We start from the raw sequence: 17,023 nt of genomic DNA on the forward strand, positions 1-17,023 counted from the left end.
TTATCGACGTCTCCCCTGCCGCCTACCAGGTCTGCTCCACCCAGTCGACGCCGGGGACGACTCGGTCGATGACTTCCTTGACCTGGTTGTAGTTGGAATACGACATCATCTTGGTGTCGGCGCCTTCTGCGTCGCACGGCTCGCCCGCGCGGCCGGCTTCCGTACCGGAGACGACGCCGATGATGCTGGCGCGCCCGCCGATGAGGTAGAACACCGGCCCGCCGGAATCGCCCGGCAGCGCGCACACGTGGGCGATATCGCCGTAGGTTTCCCGCTCGGTCTCGGCATCGGTGCGGATGATCTGGCTGCGTCCGGACGCCTCGAACTGGCCGCAGGTGAATCCGGTGGTGGCGCCGGTCTTGCAGATCTCCTCCCCGGCGGGAATGTCCCCGGGGTACAGCGCCGTCTCGATCGGCTTGCCCACCAGGTCCATGTAGCGGTCGGGGTCGGTGATTTCGATGATGCCGACGTCGATGTCCCCGGTCTCCCCCACATCCTCGCTGAAAAGGCCCGAGTAGATGTAGTGGCCGACCTCCACCGAGTAGTCCTGGGCAGTCTGCGCGTACGTCGGCCACACCAGGTCGCCTTCGTTGCCGCAGTGGCCGGCCGTGACAGCGTAATTGCGCCCGTCGGGTCCGCTGAAACTGAAGGCCACGGTGCACGACTGCGCCGTGAACTGCTCGCCCGGCTGCGGGTAGTGGTCCGTCGCCTGGATCTTCGTGCCCGGCGCCCACAGCGCGAATGCGGGCGAGGAGACCTGCACGCCCATCGGCGGTTGTTCCGCTGGCTGCTCCGGATTCTCGCCGTTCTCTCCGTCGCCCTGCTGTTCGCCGGGGCGCTGGACGTGCTCGCGCCCCTGGCGCTCTTCCGCCGTCGGTGTCGGGTCCTGCGCCGTGGTCACTCCCAGCCACGCCACGGAGGCGACCATGAATGTGGCGATCACGACCAGAGCCGCCCACAACCCCAACCCCGCCGAGGAATCGCGCTGCTGCACGTGCTGGTGCGCCTGCGGCTGCGGCGTGCGGCCCGCTTCGTAATACGGGTACGAAACATCGGCGGGCTGTGCGGCGTGTTTAGGAGTTCTGCTCTCCGGCATCTGCGTCATCGGTGGTGCTCTTCTCGGCGTAGTCGCCCTTGTCGCCCTTCACTCCGAATTCCTTGATCAGGTTCATGTCGCGGAGGAATTTCTCCGGGTCGAATTCGGTGTAGTGCTCAGGTCCTGCGAACTGCTCCTGGGCCATGGTGGGTCTCCTTGTGCGCTAGCTGTTCTGCCCGGCCGCGGCTGCGTCTGCAGCTGTCTCGGCGATGTACTCCTTGACGGCCTCGGCGTCGTTCGGCATGTCGACCACGTGGCGCTCAGCGTCCATGATGTGCGCGAAACGCTCGGGCACGTCGGGCTCCTGCCCGGTGGCCTCCACGATCGTCTCGGAGAATTTCACCGGCAGGGCGGTCTCCAGCACGACGATCGGGGTGTCCACTTTATCGGCCACACCGCGGGCGACGAAAACGCCGTCGGCGGTGTGGGGGTCGATGAGGACGTCGTGGTCGGAGTGGGTGGCACGGATCGTCGATACGCGGTCCGCGTGCGTCGATGTGCCGGACAGGAACCCGTAGCGCGTGCGGATCTCCTCCATGATGTGGTCCTCGAGCTCGAATCCGTCGGCTTTGGCTTTGACGCCGAAGAGATCCGCGGTCTGGTTCGCGTCGCGCTCGATGACGTCGAAGATGAAGCGCTCGAAATTGGATGCGCGGGAGATGTCCATCGACGGCGACGACGTCGCGTGCGTCTCGGCCGCCGAGCGCGGGCGGTACTGGCCGGTGGTGAAGAACTCGTGGAGGACGTCGTTCTCGTTCGTCGCCACGATCAGCTTGTCCACGGGCAGGCCCATCTGCTTGACGATGTGACCCGCGCAGATGTCGCCGAAATTGCCGGTGGGAACCGAAAAGGAGATCTGCTCGTCGTTGCTCTCGGTGACCTTGATGTAGGTGGAGACGTAGTAGACGGTCTGGGCAAGCAGGCGCGCCCAGTTGATGGAGTTGACCGCGCCGATGTGGTGCTTGGACTTGAACGCGGCGTCGGCGTTGACCTCCTTGACCACGTCCTGGCAGTCGTCGAAGACGCCGTCGAGGGCGATATTGAAGATATTCGGCTCGTCGAGGCCGAACATCTGGGCCTGCTGGAACGGCGTCATGCGGCCGGCCGGGGTGAGCATGAAGACGTTGATGTTGTGGCGGCCGCGCATCGCGTACTCCGCCGAAGAGCCGGTGTCGCCGGAGGTGGCGCCGAGAATATTGAGGGTCTCCTCGCGGCGGGCCAGCTCGAATTCGAAGAGCTCGCCGAGCAGCTGCATCGCCATGTCCTTGAACGCGGCTGTCGGCCCCTCGGACAGGTGGGCGATGTAGAGGTCGTCCTCCAGTGTGCTCACCGGAACGATCTCCTCGTCGGCGAAGACCGGGGTGCGGTAGGCGTTCGCGGTGAGTTCTTCGATCTTCGCCGGCGGGATATCGCTGACGAAGAGCTTGACCACCTCGGCGGCCAGCGCCGGGTAGCCGCCGTCGGCGAGCACACCGCGCCACTGCGTCAGGCGCTCCTCAGTGATCCGCGGGTACGCCACGGGCACGTACAGGCCGCCGTCGGAGGCGAGCCCGGACAGCAGGATGTCGGTGAACTTGTTCGGAGCAGCTGATGCGTCGCGCGTTGAGATGTAATCCACCTAGAGCAGTCTACGTGCTCTCCATCACCAGATAGAAGGCAGGGGGTAGCGCGACGCAGGGTGGCCAGCGAATTTAACGGCTGTGCGCGCCGGGCGGATCCTGTCGCCCGGTGAGGATGTCCATGATTCCGCGCACGGCATTCTCCCCCAGCACCGGCAGGACGCGGTCGTCGAAGCCGGCGGTGTCGCGCGCCTGACGCGGATCGCGCGTGTACCGCGCGGCCCGCTCGTCGTCCCTTCGCGCCATGCTTACCGACGGCGCCGCCACCGAGACCTTCAGCGTCGTGCCGTCCAGTTCCAGCGAGGTGGCGGAGTCCGCGCCGGCGGTGCGCGCGGCGTCCACCAGCGCGACGAGGTCGCCGTAGGTCGCGTCGTTCAGGTCGATCGACAGATTCACAGCCATGCCCGCCAGCATAGTTGCGCGCGCCAAACCTAGTCGTCGTACTCGAAAGACGGCTTCTCGCCCCAGAACACTTCCTCCACGACTCCGTGCGCCCGGCGCGTGAGCTTCAGGTAATGGTCCAGGAAGGCCTGCGCGTCGTGAGGGTCGCAGCCGGCGGCGCCGGCGACCTGGTTGAGCTGCGCGCCCGGCCCGGGCAGCTGGTCGGTGCGCTTGCCGGTCACCAGCACGAGCGCGTTGCGCGCCTCGGTGGCGAGCAGCCACGCCTCGGTCAGCGTGCGCGCCTGGGATGGCGCGATGATGTCCCGCGCTTCGTCGGTGACCAGGAAGTCCAGCACCTCGAGAGTGGAGGTGTTGTGCAGCTCGTCGTATTCGTGGGCGTGCATCATGGTGAGCAGCTGCACGGTCCACTCGATATCCGACAGCGCGCCGCGCCCCAGCTTGGTGTGGGTGGTGCGGTCCGCGCCGCGGGGCAGGCGCTCGTTGTCCACGCGGGCCTTGATGCGGCGGATCTCGCGGATATCGGCCTCGCTGGCCCCGCCTTTCGGGTACCGGAACGGGTCGACCGCGTTCAGGAAGGCGGTGCCCACCTCCCTGTCGCCGGCGACATAGGTGGCGCGCAGCAGCGCCTGCTTCTCCCACACCGCGCCCCATTCTTTGTAATAGCGCTCGTAGGAGGCGATGGTGCGCACGACGGGCCCGGACCGCCCCTCGGGTCGCAGACCCAGGTCGACTTCCAGCGGCGGGTCGCCGGACGGCTTGGACAGGCGCTTGCGCATTTGGTCGATGATCCTTGCCGCCCACGCCAAGGCCTCGGTCTCGTCGACACCCGCGGCGGGTTCGGCGACGACGATCACGTCGGCGTCCGAGCCGTAGCCCAGCTCCTGCCCGCCGAGGCGCCCCATGCCGATCACCGCGATGCGCGCCAGCGGCTCCTCCTCCCCGCGGGCGATGAGGTCGGCGCGCACCTCCGCGCGGATCCCCGCCTCGAGCACAGCGTCCCAGACCCAGGACAGCTGCTCGCAAACCTCGCGCACGTCCATGAATCCGAGCAGGTCGGCAGAGGCGATGCGCGCCAATTCAGCGCGGCGCAGCGAGCGCGCGACTTTCACGGCTTTGTCGGGGTCGGCGTGGCGCTTCGTCGCGGCCACCAGGGCTTTGTACACGCGGTCCGGCGCGGTATCCAGAAGCTTCGGCTGCGAGGCCCCGTCGCCGAGCTGTTTGACCACGTCGGGCGCGGAGATAATCAAGTTCGCCGCGTACGGGGAGGTGCCCAGAATGTGCATGAGACGCTCGCCGACGACGCCCTCGTCGCGGAGCATGCGCAGAAACCACGCCTTATCGACGGCCGCCTCCGACAGCTTCCTGTAGTTCAGCAGCCCCGCGTCCGGGTCGGCGGTCTCCCCCAGCCACGCCATGAGCGTGGGCAGGAGGATCTGCTGCAGCTTGGCTTTGCGCGAGGTGCCCTTCGCCAGCGCCGAGAGGTGCTCGAAGGCGCGGTCGGGGTGGGTGTATCCGAGAGCCTTCAGGCGGGCCTTCGCCGCGTCGGCACCGAGACGTGCCTCACCCACGCTCATCTCCGCGATCGAGTTGAGCAGCGGGCGGTAGAACAGGCGCGTGTGCAGGTCGGTGATCTTCTTGCGCTCTTTTTTCAGGCGCCGGTCCAGCTCGTCGACGGCGGACGCCGTCGGCGAGGAGATGAACCCGGAGGTCAGCGCGAGCCAGCGGCGGTTCTGCACGTCGTCATCGGCGGGCAGCGTGTGGGTGCGCTTGAAGCGGTGCAGCTGGAGGCGGTGCTCGAGCAGGCGCAGGAACTCGTAGGCCTCGACCAGGTCGGCTGCGTCCTCGCGGCCGATGTACCCGCCGGCGGACAGCGCATCGATGGAGGTAATGGTGTTCTGGGTCTGGACGGAGTCGTCGATACGCCCGTGCACGAGCTGGAGCAGCTGCACGGCGAATTCCGCGTCGCGCAGGCCACCGGTGCCAAGCTTCAGCTCGCGCGAGCGCATGTCCTCCGGCACATTCGACAGCACGCGGCGGCGCATCGCCTGGACGTCCTCGACGAAGGAATCGCGCTGGGAGGACTCCCACACCATCGGCCGCAGCCGGTCGTAATAGGCCTGGCCGAGCTCCATGTCGCCGGTCATCGGGCGGGCTTTGAGCAGCGCCTGAAATTCCCACGTCTCCGCCCAGCGCTTGTAGTACGTCTCATGGGAGTCGAGGGTGCGCACCAGCGCGCCGGACTTGCCCTCCGGGCGCAGGTTCGGGTCGACATCGAAGAACGCGGCATTGCCCACCGCGGTCATCTCGCTGGCCACGCGCGTCGCCTTCGCGTCGGCGGGTTCCGCGACGTAGATGACGTCCACGTCCGAGATATAGTTCAGCTCCCGCGCACCGCACTTGCCCATCGCGATGACGGCGAGTTTTCCGTCGTAGTCCTCGTCGCCGTGCACCGCGTACACCCCGACAGCCAGCGCCGCGGTCAGCGCGGCATCCGCGATCGTGGTCAGCAGCTCGGTCACCTCGCCGTAGCCCAGCTCCTCGTGCTGCGCGCCGTAGCCCTTGAACGCGGAATACGTCCCCGCCAGATCCGCCGCCGCCACGCGCATGACCAGCGTGCGGTACGCGTCTTTGAGCAGCTTCTTCGCCTCCGTGCCCGTCACCGCGGCACGGTAGGTACCCGCACAATCGCAGCGTGACGACGCCGTCGGGTCCCCCTCGACCGGCTTAGCCCCAACCGCGCCCAACATGACCTGGAAGATCTCCTCGGAGCGGGGCAACGGTTCGCTGAGCAGCTTCCACTCCTCCGGGTGCGCCACCAAGTGGTCGCCTAGGGCTGTGGAGCCTCCCAACAGGGCGAAGAGGCGGACGCGGAGCACGTCGTCGTCGATAAGCGCTTGGCGCAATTCCTCGTAACCGTCTCCGAGCGCCTCGGCGAGACGGAAACTCGTGTTGAGCGTGAGGTCCGGGTTGCCCGAACCCCCGAGCGTGTAGAGAACGTCATTGTCGCTCCAGCCGAGCTTTTCCAAGTCCTCGGCGGCGTTCGCCCCGGTGAGCGCAAGTTGGGCAGGCGACGGTGAGCTGCTGCGGGCCATGGTTCCTTTCTTAGAGGTTGAGATTATGGGCCAATTCCCACGGCGTGATCTGGTCCTCGTAGGAGTGCCACTCGTCCCACTTGGAGCGCAGGAAGAACTCGAAGACCTGCTCGCCCAGCACTTCTGCCATGAACTCGGACTTCTCCAGCACGCGCAGCGCCTCGTCGAGCGACCCCGGCAGATCCTTGTAGCCCATCGCGCGGCGCTCGCGGCGGGTGAGCGCGAAGACATCGTCCACGGCCGGCTCGCCGAGCTCCATGCCCTCCTCGATGCCGTGCAGCCCGGCCGCGAAGATTGCCGCGTACGCCAGGTACGGATTCGCCGCCGAGTCGATCGTGCGCACCTCGATGCGGCGCGACAACGGCTTGTGCAGGCGGTACGTGGGCACGCGCACCATGGCGGAACGGTTGGACACGCCCCACGTCGCCGCCGTCGGCGCCTCGGAGCCGAACTGGAGGCGCTTGTACGAATTCACCCACTGGTTCGTCACCGCCGAGATCTCGCCCGCGTGCTCGATGACGCCGGCGATGAACTGGCGCGCCGTCGCCGACAGCGAATACTCGTCGTCCGGGTCGTGGAACGCGTTGTCCTCGCCCTCGAACAGCGAGAAGTGCGTGTGCATCGCCGACCCGTTGTGCTCCCGGAACGGCTTCGGCATGAACGTGGCCAGCACGCCATTGAACTCCGCCACCGTCTTCACCACGTAGCGGAACGTGATCACGTTGTCCGCCATCGTCAGCGCGTCCGTGTGCCGCAAGTCGATCTCCTGCTGCCCCGGCGAGCCCTCGTGGTGCGAGAATTCCGTGACAATCCCCATGTACTCCAACGCAGAGATCGCTTGACGACGAAACCGCGGCGCCGCGTTCTGCTTCGCCTGATCGAAATACCCGCCGTCGTCGACCGGCGTCGGCTCATCGCCCTTGAGCACGTAGAACTCGATCTCCGGGCTGGCCATGCACTCGAATCCCGCGTCCGCCGCCTTGGACAGCTGGCGGCGCAGCACCTGCCGCGGATCCGCGTACAGCGGGTTGCCGTCCGGCATCGAGATATCGCAGAACATCCGCGCCGTCTGCAGCCCGTCCTCCACGTCGAACGGCAGCGGCTGGTACGTCGACGGATCCGGCTGCAGCAGCGTGTCCGATTCGGAGACGCGCGAAAAGCCCTCGATCGACGAGCCGTCGAAACCCACGCCCTCGTCGAACGCCGCCTCAAGCTCCGCCGGGGACATCATGACCGTCTTCAACTCCCCGAACAAGTCCGTGAACCAGAGGCGGATGAAGCGGATATCGCGCTCCTCGACATCGCGCAGAACGTTTTCTTGTTGGTTGTTCATGCTTCCCAGACTAGTGAGCGATACCCGGCCAGACGCCACATCGCGTTAGGTAAACTGGCGGTGAACAAGATCCATTTTTGCTCCGACATTTGCAAAGAAGGCCAGATCCAATGAGCACCCAACCGTTTATCGAGGTCGAGGCTAAGTTTGCCGTCGATGACACCATCGCTGTCCCCGACCTGACAGCCCTTACCGCCGTCGAATCCGCCGGCGAGACCGTCCGACACAGCCTGTCCGCCATCTACTACGACACAGCGGACCTGCGCCTGACCCGCGCCAAAGTGACGCTGCGCCGCCGCACCGGCGGCAAGGACGACGGCTGGCACATCAAGCTCCCCGGCACGACCGGCCGCACCGAGCTCCACGCCGAGCTGACCGACCCCTCGACGCCGCCCGACGAGCTTCTCGACGCCGTGCGCGCCATCATCCGCCGCGAGCCCCTATCCCCCATCGCCCAGGTGGACAACGACCGCGCAGAGACCCCGCTGTACGACGCCGCCGGCGACCAGGTCGCCGAATTCTGCGACGACCGCGTCACCGCCTGGTCCCTTCTTCCCGGCGGCCAGCAGACCACCTGGCGCGAATGGGAAGTCGAACTGTCCGGCGAGCTCGCCGAGACCGTCGACGGCAACGCGCTGTTGCACGAGGCCACCTCGCTGCTGATCAACCGCGGCGCCCGGAAGTCCGCCTCCCCGTCCAAGCTCGCCACCGCCCTCGGCGACTCCGCCGCGGCCGCGCCCGTCCCGCCGTACATGAGCGCGGAAGGTCTCGACGAGGGCTCCCCCGCCAAGGCCGTCGTCGACTCCCTGCGCGTCCAGCGCGACCGCCTCGTCGAATGGGACCCCAAGGTCCGCAACGACGAATGGGATTCCGTCCACCAGATGCGCGTGGCCACCCGCGAGCTCCGCAGCCTGCTTGAGACCTTCGAGGGCATTCTCGCTGGCGACCAGCTCAAGCACGTGGAAAGCGAGCTCAAGCAGCTCGCCGCCCTGCTCGGCACTGCCCGCGACGCCGAAGTCGTCGAAGAACGCTTCATCGGCCTGCTCGACTCCGACACCACCGGCATGATCGACGGCCCCGCCTCCGAGCACGTCCGCGGCGACATGCGCCGCGAATACGAGCGCGCCCACCGCCGCATTTTGCGCACCCTCGACTCCGAGCGCTACCTGACGCTTCTCGACGACATCGACGCCCTGCTCGCCAACCCGCCCCTCGCCTCCGACGCTCCGGCCGACGAGGAAGCCGGCGCGGCTGATTCCGGCTCCGCTCCCGGCGAAGCTGGCTCCGAGACTGCGTCTGCCGAGTCCGCTTCCGGAGAGTCCGCTCCGGCCGAGACCCGCTCCTCCGAGGAGATCCTCTACGAGCACCTCGAGCGCGGCTACAAGAAGCTGGCGAAGCGCCACAAGTTGGCCCGCGAGCACTACCCGGACACCTCGCTGCCGCTGCACGACCGCGAAGAATATGTCCACGACGTGCGCAAGGCCGCGAAGAAGCTGCGCTACTCCGCAAACGCCGCCAAGGACAGCGGCCTGAAGGCCGGCAAGCTGTCCAAGGCGTGCAAGGAGCTCCAGGAGATCTTGGGCGACTACCAGGACGCGGTGACCTCGTGGGACCGCATCGAGAAGCTCGCCGCGGGCGCCCGCCAGCGCGGCGAGGATACCTTCGCCTACGGCATGCTCTACCAGCGCGAGATGTCCCGCGGCGACAAGGCGCTCGAGGACTACCCGAAGGCGTTCAAGGAGGTCAAGAAGGCCTTCAAGAAGGTGGAGCCCAAAGACAACTAGCGCCCGGCGGATGACCGCCAAGCGCTAGGACAAGGAATCAAAGGGAGTTATTTCTCCCACGAGGCCGGCTGACCCCAGTTGTCGTCGGCCTCGTCCTGTGCCTCGGCAGCCTCGTTGCGCTGCTTCGCGGTCTCGAGGGCGTGCTCGGCCTCCTCGCGGGTGTCGTACGGCCCCATGCGGTCGTCCCAAGAGCCCTCCTTGCCCTGGGACACTTCGCGGGTGCTGGGGTTGAAGTAGAACTTCTCGTCGCTCATTGTCGAATCCTTTCGGCGGGGTGCGCACGCATACTAGTGCGCTCTGGCGACCAGGCTACCTGGGCACGGTTGGTACTGTTGTGTGGGTAAATTCGCCCGCCCGACCGCGCACCGAAAGGACAGTGCATAACACCCATGGCTGTGTGGACCGCCCCTGAGACTCCCGCGTTCGACCGCATCGTCGATGCTCACCGTAGCCACACCGGGAACGCGCCCGCCCACACCGCTGACGCGCCGGGCACCTTCATCGTTGTCGGCGAGAATTCCGACCACTTCGGCGGCATCACCATCGTCGGCCTGACCGGCCTGCGCGCTGCCGCGGCAGTCAGCCCGCGCGCGGACAGCACCATCGCCGTCCACGCCGAATTCGCGGGCGTCACGGTCGACGAGACGGCCGACTGCGCGCGCATCGCACAGCTCGCCGACCGGGACGAGCCCGGCGCGGATCCCGCCAACGCAGCCGACGCCAACAGCGACGACTCCGGTAGCGCCGAGGCCTTCGAGCACACCCTGGCGGTGCGCTTCGGAGGGCTGGTTCACACGCTCGTCGGCAGGCAGATGCTCTCGCGGGACACGGCGGGCATGGACATCACGGTGATCGCGGACCTTCCGCTCGGCGCGGGGCTGGGCGCGCTGCATGCGGCGGACGCGGCGGTGGCGCTGGCACTGCTCGGCAGCGACGAAGAGGTCGACACGGCTCCCCTGCGCACCCGCCTGGCCGACATCGCGTCGCAGTCGGCGCGCACGTTCTCCCACCTGCCGGTGCTGCGTGCCCGCCACTCGGCGGCCCTGCGCGGCAAGGAGGGCACGGTGTCCGTCATCGATTACGCCGACGGTTCGCTCACCCAGGCGCCGCACCCGGCGAAGGCGGAGGTGCGGATCGTGTCGGTGGCGCCGTCGCACGGGGAGGCGTTCGCCGATAAGTCCCGGGCCGTGCAGGAAGGCCGTGAGTTCATCGACGACGCGTGCGCTAATTTCGGTGTCGCGTCGCTGCGGCAGCTGCCGAATGCGGCGGACCGCGTCGTCGAGTGGGTCGACGCCCGCCACCAGGTCCACGGGAAAGATTCCGCGCCCACGCTCGAGACTGCCCGCGCATGGGTCGATTTCGGGGAGGCGGAAACGGAGTTGTCCGCGACTGCCGCACGCGCGCTGCGCTCCATGCGCGCCGACGAGTTCTTCGAGGTCATCGGCGCTCCCGAGCAAACGCCGGGGCTTCCCGCGCCGGACCAGATCGTCCAGCTTCTTACGCTGCGCGGCGCACGCGCGGCACGTCCCGCGGCCGCGGGCATGTCCGCCGCCGCGCTCGCCTACATCCCGAGCGCGAAGGCGGACAACGCGATCGCGGACCTCGCCGCCGACGGGCTCGCCGTCGTGGAGATCACGCCCGGCGCGCCCGCACGCGTCACCAGCTAGTCAGCGGGCCACGCGAAGAGCACTTCGCGCTTATCGACGTCCGCCCTCACCAGCGACATCCCCACCTCCGTCGCCTCCTCCGGGGTGCCGGCGCACTCGGCGAGCACCGGCGGGTCGGCGATGAAGACGCGGGCGGTGTCGGATTCTTCGTTTGTCTGCAGCACCACGCCGGTGAAATTCTCCCCCACCCACGGCTGCAGCACGGTCGCCTCGGTGAGGTTGAGGCAGGCGCGATCGACGGTGTTGGCCAGCTGGGACGTCCGGCCCATGGTCTTGAGCACCCGGGCGGTGTCGTCGTGCACCCACTGCGGGATCTCGGTGCCGGCGCACAGCGCCAGGCACACCTCGGTGGCGTACCGGTCGACTAGGCGCCGCAGCGGTGCTGTCACGTGCGAGTAGTAGCCGCCGATGCCGGCGTGGACCTCCGGCTCGTCGCCAGTAAGCGCGACGTATCCGGCACCGCGCAGCAGCTTCTGTGCCTCACGCATCACGGCCATGCCGCGCGGGGTGTCCGCATCGACGGTCTGGAGGAATTCACCGATATCTTCGCCCTGTGCCAGCTCGTAGCCCAGCGCGCGGACCTCGCCGCGGAACGCCCGCTCCGCCTTCTCCTCCGCAGGACGCAGCGTCCGCAAAAATCCCACGCCCGCGTCCTCCATCATCCGTCCCGCCGCCATGCCAGTGAGCAGAGAGATCTCCGAGTTGAAGTCCATGACGGGGTGGCGGGGCTCGATGAGGAGCTCGAAGCGGCCGTCGTCAAGCTCGACGACGCGCACAGACGGGACGCGCAAGTTGATCGCGTGTCTGCGTAGCGACGACGCCGCCCGCAACTGCCCCACGTCCGGCAGCAGCGCGATCGACGGGTGCAACTCACTGTTGTCCATGTCCTCCTGCACGCCGTCGTAGTCGAGGCGCGCGACGGAGCGGACCATGGCGCGCTCCACGTTCGTGTCCGTGAGCTCGCCCCGCGCGTCCAGCTCGAAGGTCCACAGCACCGCCGGCTTGTCCTCGTCGGGAAGCAGCGACGCGGAGCCCTCGGAGAGCTCCTCCGGGTGCAGTCGCGCCGGCTCGTCCGGCAGGTAGATGGTTTGGCCGCGCTTCAGCGATTCCTCGTGCAGCGCGCTGCCCGGCTCCACGAACGCCGCGACATCCGCGATGGCATAAAAGACCCGGTAGCCCTCGCCGCTTTTCTCGATCGCCACCGCCTGGTCCAAGTCCATCGACCCCGCCGGGTCAATGGTGACGAACTCGATGTCGCGCGCGTCCCGCCGCTGGTCCGCGTACCTGTCGTGCGCATTCGCCGCCTCGGCATGTAGCTTGGGCGGAAAATCCGTGGGCACGTCGAATTCGTCGGCGATCGCCCGGAAATCAAGTGGCGCGGCATAGAGCTTCATGGGGGCCAATTGTGGCAGAAACTGGGCGAGTGAGTCGGCCTATGAGCCGGATTCTGTGCCCCACCCCGTGCGGGGAGGAGCGGCGATCATCCATCTAGGGCGCCGGTTGCCCGGCGCCTCGAGCAGCTACCTTCGAACTGGGCGGGCAGCCTCGTAACGTCCGACGATCCCTGCGTTCGCGGCAGGGATTCTTGCCTTGCTCCCGGTGGGGTTTACCTGGCCGGTTGTGTCGCCACATCCGCCGGTGCGCTCTTACCGCACCCTTTCACCCTCACCCGGTTTCCCGGGCGGTCTACTTTCTGTTGCACTTTCCCGCGGGTCGCCCCGGGTTGCCGTTAACAACCACCGTGCCCTGTGGAGTCCGGACTTTCCTCGACCCCTGCCAGCCCACATGCGTGGCGGTACAGGGCGCCGCGATCACCCGGCCGACTCACTCGCAGCGCATAACTGTACTCTGTACCCGCCTGTCAGCGGAAGTGGGCGACGTCGTTGAAGCAGCGGACCACGCCGAGCTCACCGTAAAACTCCACCACGCTGATCGATGCCAGGTCCAAAAACATGTGCTTGAACGTCTCCGGCCCCGACGCCAGCGCCTGCCGCATCACCGACTTGATCGGCGTCATGTGTGTGACCACCAGCACGGTCTGCCCCTCGTGCGCTTCCTGCAGCTTCAGGCGCGCGCGGGTCACCCGTCGGTGCGCGGCGCTCACGCTCTCACCTTCCGGAGGAGCTTTGCTTGCCGACGCCTCCCACGCCCCGAATTCCTCCCCGTACTTCCCTTTCGCCTCGTCCCGGGTAAGCCCCTCGAAGACCCCGAAGTCCATCTCCCGGAACCCGTCGACCGTCTCGATCTCGGATGCGTCCATCCCCAGCGCCTCCGCGCAGGCTTCTGCGGTCTGCTGCGTCCGCTTGACCGGTGACGCCACGATCGCGTCGATCTGCCCGAACCGCGCCACCGCCTGCGCCACCGCAGCTGCCTGCTTCTCGCCCAACTCTGTTAGCGCTGGGTCCGACGAACCGCTGTACCGCTTCTCCGCCGAGTGCTCCGTCTGGCCGTGCCGGACTAGCACGAACCGGGTGCGCGGTTGTTCGTTGCCGTGCCAGTGCGCCGGGCTGGCGGTCTCGTGGCTCTTCGACGGTTTTTGGAGAGAGGCGGGCGTCGATAAGCTCTCGTGCTCGACGATGCCCGGCCTCGCGCCTTTCGCCGCTGCGTCCATCGCGACGTTGGACAGCTCGTCGGCCTTCTTGTTCTTCGCGCGCGGCACCCACGAGTACGTCACCGCGCTGAAGCCGGCGGCGATATTGCGCGCGTCGAGCGCCAGCTTCTTCATGTCCGGGTGCTTGATTTTCCAGCGGCCCGACATCTGCTCGACGACGAGCTTGGAGTCCATGTAGACGTCCACCTCGGTCGCACCGAGGTCGCGCGCCGCCTCGAGCCCGCGCAGCAGGCCGTGGTACTCGGCGACGTTGTTCGACGACTTCTGGCCCACGACGTACGCGATCTCCGCGAGCGTCGTGCCGTCATCGTCGTAGACGACGCTTCCCGACCCCGCGACCCCCGGGTTCCCCCGCGAACCGCCGTCGGTGTAGACCGTGACCTTCACTTACACCCCTTTAATCCGTGACGCGGACGAGCAGCGTGCCGCAATTCGGGCAGGTCGGCAGCTCGTTCTCGGGGACCGCCATGACCTCCGCGCGCTCGGCCGGCGGCAGCTGGAGGAAGCAGCTGTTGCAGGTGCGGCCGTTGAAACGCGCGGCGCCGACCGTCGCGTAGACGCCGAGCACGTCCGACGGCAGCTCCGCGCGCAGGGCGTCGGTGTCGACTTCTTCTTTCGCCGGGACCGCCTCAGCCGCGCGGCGCGCCGCCTCGATCTTGCGGTCGAGATCGTCGAGCTTCGCGCCGTGCACGTCGCGGTTGTTGCGCAGCGCCTTGACCTCGCCGTGCGCCTCCTTGAGCTCGTAGAGCAGGTCCGCGATGCGCGACTTCGCCGCGTAGCGGTCGTGCTCCAGATCCTTGCGGCGCTCCGGGTCCGTCTCAGCAGTGAGCTGGCGCTTGTCGTCGAGCTCGCGCTTCTTCAGCTTGCGCTCGTCCTCCTGGATGCGCAGGATCTCCGCCTCCAAGTCGTCGACCGCGAGCTGCGCGGCCGCCGCCGCATTCGCCAGACCGGGGCGCTGCGCCTCGAGCTTCTCCAGCTCCTCCTGCTCCGGCGACGCCGCCGCGTCGTGAGCCTGGCTGCGCTCCGCCTCCGCGAGCGCCAGCAGCGTGCGTTGCTTATCTAGTTCCAGTTCCACGTCAGCCTTCTTTCTTATGTCCTAATCAGTGCGGTTCGCGTTCGTCTGCGGGTGCGCCGAGATCGTCCACGGGTCGGTGCGCAGCGTGATGATCCCAGTCGCCACCTCGGGGCACGCCGCCGCGACGATCTCGCTCGCCTGCTGCGTCCACGGGAATTCGCTCGCCCAGTGCGCGGTGTCGATCACGGCGGGGCCACCGGCGCGCAGGTGCTCGTCGACGGGGTGGTGGCGCAGGTCGGAGGTGACGTACACGTCGACACCCAGACCGCTAACGGCGTCGAGGAAGCTGTCGCCGGAGCCGGAGGAGACGGCGACCTTCTGCACCATCTGGTCGGGGTCTCCAGCGGCGCGGACACCCCAGGCAGTCTCGGGCAGGGCATCGGCGACCTGCTGCGTGAACTCGCGCAAGGTCATCGGCTCGGGCAGCTCGCCCACGCGGCCCAGGCCGGTCGCGCGAGACAAATCCCCAGTTGGAGCGAGCTGCACCACGTCGAACGCGGGTTCTTCGTAGGGGTGCACCTCGCGCAGCACCTCGGTCAGACGGCCACGCAGGCGCGACGGCGCGACGAACTGCACGCGGGTCTCCGGCGCGGAGTAGTGGGAGCCGACTTCGCCATCGGCGGGGTCGGCTCCCGGCTGCGGGGTGAAGCCGCCGCGGCCGTCCCACTGGAAGGAGCAGTGGGAGTAGTTGCCGATTGCGCCGGCGCCGGCGCTGAAAAGCGCGTCCATGACGGCAGTGATGTCTGCGGGCGGGATGTGCACGCCCCACAGGTCCTGGGCGTCAGGGTCGACGACCTTGATGGGGCGGCCGGGCGTGATGCCGACGAGCTCGGCGAGCATGTCGGACACGCCGGGGCGCGCGGAGTCGGCGTTGGTGTGCGCCGCGAACAGCGCGCAGCCGCCGCGCACGAGGGTGTGCACGACCTTGCCCTTCGGGGTGTCCGCGGCGACGGAGGTGACACCGCGCATGAGCAGCGGGTGGTGCACGACCAGCATGTCTGCGCCGAGCTCGACGGCTTGTTCGGCGACGGCCTGGGTGCAGTCGAGGGCGAACGCGACCCGCGCGACCTGCGCGGACGGGTCGCCGCAGATCAGCCCGACGGCATCCCAGCTTTCGGCGAGGCGCGGCGGGTACGCGGTCTCCAGCGCCGCGACGACATCAGCAACAGTCGTAGTCATATTGTCCCAGTCTAGGTCGATTGCCGCCGCGGATACGCACTGCCATGCTGGGGTGCGTGATTACTCTGCTTCTCGACGTCGACGGCACCCTCATCGACTCCTTCCCCGGCATCCGCGCCGGCTTCCTGCACGCGCTCGACGCGGTCGGCTGGGAGCGCCCGTCCGAGGAGTTCACCGCGCGCATCCCGGGCCCGCCGATAGAGGAAACGCTCGCGAGCCTCGGCATGGACGACACCACGCGCGAGAGGGCTTTCGCCGCCTACATGGATTTCACGCGCGCGGGCGGGTGGCAGCGCGCGGAGGCATTCCCCGGGATGCGCGACCTCCTCGAAAGCTGGAAGGACGAGGGGCTCCAGGTGGTCACGGCGACGTCGAAAGGCGAGAGTTTCGCGCGCGCCATCTTGGAGCGCGAGGGCATGCTCGAATTCATCGATTTCCTTGGCGCGGCGCAGGAGGACGGTCCGCGGCGCCGCAAGGCCGACGTCATCGCGCACGTGCTGGATAATGTGGACGTGGGCCGCGGGCTCATGATCGGCGACCGCCTCCACGACATCGAGGGCGCCGCCCAATTCGGCTTCTCGACGGTTGCCGTCACCTGGGGTTACGGCACCCCGGAAGAATGGGACCAAGCGTGGGCGACAGCGCGCACGCCGGCCGAGCTCGCCGACATCGTCGCCGCATTCAAGGAGGAACAGTGATCCACATCGACTTCGTCTGCACCGGCAATATCTGCCGCTCGCCGATGGCGGAAGTCATCGTGCGCCAGAAGCTTATCGACGCCGGGTTGGACCCCTTTGTCCGCGTCACCTCCTCCGGCATCGGCGGCTGGCACGTGGGCCATCCCGCCGACGAGCGCGCCCTGGCCGAGCTGTCCGCCCACGGCTACGACGGCTCTGCCCACCGCGCCCAGCAATTCGGCGGCGAGCAGATGGACGCCGACCTGATCGTGGCGCTTGCCACCCGACACGTCTCCGAGCTCGTCGCCCAAGGCGTGGACGAGAAAAAGGTGCGCCTGCTGCGCTCCTTCGACCCTGCCGCACCCGAGCAGGCCAGCGTCGAGGACCCCTACTACGGCGGGCCCGAAGGCTTCACCGTCACCCGCGAACAGATCGAAGCAGCCGCCGACGGCATTCTGGATTGGGTGCGCTCCCGGGTAGACTAGCCC

15 protein-coding genes and 1 other RNA gene are annotated in these 17,023 nt (G+C 67.8%); 4 read left to right on the plus strand and 12 right to left on the minus strand.

All coding sequences use genetic code 11. The annotated features are described in order from the left end of the window. Positions 1-22: 22 nt before the first annotated feature. The 6 genes from CAPP_RS08135 to CAPP_RS08160 form a co-directional block, all read right to left on the minus strand. Entirely contained in the window at positions 23-1,105 is a 1,083-nt protein-coding gene (locus CAPP_RS08135) for a S1 family peptidase (RefSeq protein WP_234958737.1), read from the minus strand. Next, positions 1,074-1,241: a hypothetical protein gene (locus tag CAPP_RS08140; RefSeq protein WP_200803260.1), complete on the minus strand. Its 168-nt coding sequence runs from the start codon at positions 1,239-1,241 to the stop codon at positions 1,074-1,076. The genes CAPP_RS08135 and CAPP_RS08140 overlap by 32 nt, the downstream gene beginning before the upstream one ends. An 18-nt stretch (positions 1,242-1,259) precedes the next feature. Beyond that, positions 1,260-2,714 carry a threonine synthase gene (thrC, locus tag CAPP_RS08145; protein WP_076598664.1) on the minus strand — a complete coding sequence of 485 codons (1,455 nt, stop codon included), beginning with the start codon at positions 2,712-2,714 and terminating at the stop codon, positions 1,260-1,262. Between the two features lie 73 nt (positions 2,715-2,787). Beyond that, on the minus strand, positions 2,788-3,117 hold the full coding sequence (locus CAPP_RS08150; protein WP_076598885.1) for a hypothetical protein: 330 nt from the start codon (positions 3,115-3,117) through the stop codon (positions 2,788-2,790). A gap of 29 nt (positions 3,118-3,146) precedes the next feature. After that, on the minus strand, positions 3,147-6,209 hold the full coding sequence (locus tag CAPP_RS08155; protein WP_076598663.1) for a bifunctional [glutamine synthetase] adenylyltransferase/[glutamine synthetase]-adenylyl-L-tyrosine phosphorylase: 3,063 nt from the start codon (positions 6,207-6,209) through the stop codon (positions 3,147-3,149). Positions 6,210-6,219: 10 nt separating this feature from the next. Further along, positions 6,220-7,542, minus strand: coding sequence for a glutamine synthetase family protein (locus CAPP_RS08160; protein WP_076598662.1), 1,323 nt, complete (start codon positions 7,540-7,542; stop codon positions 6,220-6,222). Positions 7,543-7,652: 110 nt separating this feature from the next. Here CAPP_RS08160 and CAPP_RS08165 point away from each other — a divergent pair, with 110 nt between their 5' ends. Continuing rightward, positions 7,653-9,326, plus strand: coding sequence for a CYTH and CHAD domain-containing protein (locus CAPP_RS08165; protein ID WP_076598661.1), 1,674 nt, complete (start codon positions 7,653-7,655; stop codon positions 9,324-9,326). 47 nt (positions 9,327-9,373) lie between these two features. On the opposite strand, the gene CAPP_RS08170 is transcribed toward CAPP_RS08165, so the two are convergent. Then, a complete protein-coding gene (locus CAPP_RS08170) occupies positions 9,374-9,580 on the minus strand; it encodes a hypothetical protein (RefSeq protein ID WP_076598660.1) in 207 nt (68 codons plus the stop codon). 135 nt (positions 9,581-9,715) lie between these two features. Here CAPP_RS08170 and CAPP_RS08175 point away from each other — a divergent pair, with 135 nt between their 5' ends. Next, positions 9,716-10,993: a galactokinase gene (locus CAPP_RS08175; protein ID WP_076598659.1), complete on the plus strand. Its 1,278-nt coding sequence runs from the start codon at positions 9,716-9,718 to the stop codon at positions 10,991-10,993. Here the strand turns inward: CAPP_RS08175 and CAPP_RS08180 are convergent. The 5 genes from CAPP_RS08180 to CAPP_RS08200 form a co-directional block, all read right to left on the minus strand. Further along, on the minus strand, positions 10,990-12,387 hold the full coding sequence (locus tag CAPP_RS08180) for an RNB domain-containing ribonuclease (RefSeq protein ID WP_076598884.1): 1,398 nt from the start codon (positions 12,385-12,387) through the stop codon (positions 10,990-10,992). The genes CAPP_RS08175 and CAPP_RS08180 overlap by 4 nt on opposite strands. A gap of 26 nt (positions 12,388-12,413) precedes the next feature. Beyond that, positions 12,414-12,820, minus strand: an RNA gene (gene rnpB / locus CAPP_RS08185) — RNase P RNA component class A. Positions 12,821-12,854: 34 nt separating this feature from the next. Beyond that, positions 12,855-13,991: a bifunctional RNase H/acid phosphatase gene (locus CAPP_RS08190; protein ID WP_076598658.1), complete on the minus strand. Its 1,137-nt coding sequence runs from the start codon at positions 13,989-13,991 to the stop codon at positions 12,855-12,857. Between the two features lie 10 nt (positions 13,992-14,001). Next, the gene (locus CAPP_RS08195; protein ID WP_076598657.1) at positions 14,002-14,679 is read right to left on the minus strand and encodes a C4-type zinc ribbon domain-containing protein; all 678 of its coding nucleotides are present in this window, start codon (positions 14,677-14,679) and stop codon (positions 14,002-14,004) included. A gap of 21 nt (positions 14,680-14,700) precedes the next feature. Then, positions 14,701-15,858: a Nif3-like dinuclear metal center hexameric protein gene (locus CAPP_RS08200; RefSeq protein WP_076598656.1), complete on the minus strand. Its 1,158-nt coding sequence runs from the start codon at positions 15,856-15,858 to the stop codon at positions 14,701-14,703. Between the two features lie 56 nt (positions 15,859-15,914). On the opposite strand from CAPP_RS08200, the gene CAPP_RS08205 reads away from it, so the two are divergent. Continuing rightward, complete coding sequence (locus CAPP_RS08205; RefSeq protein ID WP_234958734.1) at positions 15,915-16,556, plus strand: HAD-IA family hydrolase; 642 nt, start codon at positions 15,915-15,917, stop codon at positions 16,554-16,556. Next, positions 16,553-17,020, plus strand: coding sequence for a low molecular weight protein-tyrosine-phosphatase (locus CAPP_RS08210; RefSeq protein WP_076598654.1), 468 nt, complete (start codon positions 16,553-16,555; stop codon positions 17,018-17,020). The genes CAPP_RS08205 and CAPP_RS08210 overlap by 4 nt, the downstream gene beginning before the upstream one ends. Positions 17,021-17,023: the final 3 nt, after the last annotated feature.

The sequence above is a fragment of the Corynebacterium appendicis CIP 107643 genome, from assembly GCF_030408415.1.
In the GTDB taxonomy this organism is placed as follows: domain Bacteria; phylum Actinomycetota; class Actinomycetes; order Mycobacteriales; family Mycobacteriaceae; genus Corynebacterium; species Corynebacterium appendicis.

Coding starts and splice junctions, on each gene's coding strand:
- CAPP_RS08180 (WP_076598884.1), bottom strand. CDS start 12,387: ATGAAGCTCTATGCCGCGCCACTTGATTTCCGGGCGATCGCCGACGAA.
- CAPP_RS08155 (WP_076598663.1), bottom strand. CDS start 6,209: ATGGCCCGCAGCAGCTCACCGTCGCCTGCCCAACTTGCGCTCACCGGG.
- CAPP_RS08175 (WP_076598659.1), top strand. CDS start 9,716: ATGGCTGTGTGGACCGCCCCTGAGACTCCCGCGTTCGACCGCATCGTC.
- CAPP_RS08135 (WP_234958737.1), bottom strand. CDS start 1,105: ATGACGCAGATGCCGGAGAGCAGAACTCCTAAACACGCCGCACAGCCC.
- CAPP_RS08200 (WP_076598656.1), bottom strand. CDS start 15,858: ATGACTACGACTGTTGCTGATGTCGTCGCGGCGCTGGAGACCGCGTAC.
- CAPP_RS08160 (WP_076598662.1), bottom strand. CDS start 7,542: ATGAACAACCAACAAGAAAACGTTCTGCGCGATGTCGAGGAGCGCGAT.
- CAPP_RS08165 (WP_076598661.1), top strand. CDS start 7,653: ATGAGCACCCAACCGTTTATCGAGGTCGAGGCTAAGTTTGCCGTCGAT.
- CAPP_RS08150 (WP_076598885.1), bottom strand. CDS start 3,117: ATGGCTGTGAATCTGTCGATCGACCTGAACGACGCGACCTACGGCGAC.
- CAPP_RS08170 (WP_076598660.1), bottom strand. CDS start 9,580: ATGAGCGACGAGAAGTTCTACTTCAACCCCAGCACCCGCGAAGTGTCC.
- CAPP_RS08140 (WP_200803260.1), bottom strand. CDS start 1,241: ATGGCCCAGGAGCAGTTCGCAGGACCTGAGCACTACACCGAATTCGAC.